Annotated in this window: 1 protein-coding gene; it reads right to left on the bottom strand. The window is 63.8% G+C overall.

The window, feature by feature from the left end; genetic code table 11:
* The coding region (locus HGQ17_RS14885; protein WP_211090723.1) for a transposase at nucleotides 1–564 on the bottom strand (564 nt) is incomplete at both ends.

Below are 564 nucleotides of genomic sequence, written 5' to 3'. Positions count from 1 at the left end.
AGTGCTTGATCGCGTTGTTGGGCCCGCCTTCTAAGCGGGAGGTAGCCCGTTCCACCGTCCTGAGCCCTTCGGTGGTGTAGTGCTCGTCGAGGAAGGTGAACAGGGACTGATCCCGGATCAGCTGCCGGTAGAGTCCCTGGACCCGGCGCAGCCGGATATGGGTGTACCACCAAGCCTGGTTCGGCTTAGCCCATGAGGGGCGTTCCACGCCTTTCTTCGGGTAGGTGCGCTGCTTGAGGAAGCCGGCCCACTTGGCTTCCCAGGACCCGTAGGCACCCATCCAGGCGGCAGCAGCATCGAGGTCCTGGACTCTCATCAGTTCCCTGGTCAGGCCCAGGACTTCCTTGCCCGCCTCAAGCCGTGGGTTCAGGGTGGTGTGCCGGATGACCGCAGCCCGGATGTGGAAGTAACAGCGCTGGATTCTGGTGCGGCGCCACTGCTGATCCAGCGCGGCCCGCAGTCCGGTGCCGCCGTCGGTGACCACTACATCTGGGGCCGGGAAACGTTTGAACAAAGCCGCCCAGGCGGCTTTGGATTCCTTATCGCACCACTGCCAGCCGATCA

The organism is Nesterenkonia sedimenti, from assembly GCF_012641515.1.
Lineage (GTDB): Bacteria > Actinomycetota > Actinomycetes > Actinomycetales > Micrococcaceae > Nesterenkonia > Nesterenkonia sedimenti.
This window is presented reverse-complemented; position numbering and strand designations above follow the sequence as displayed.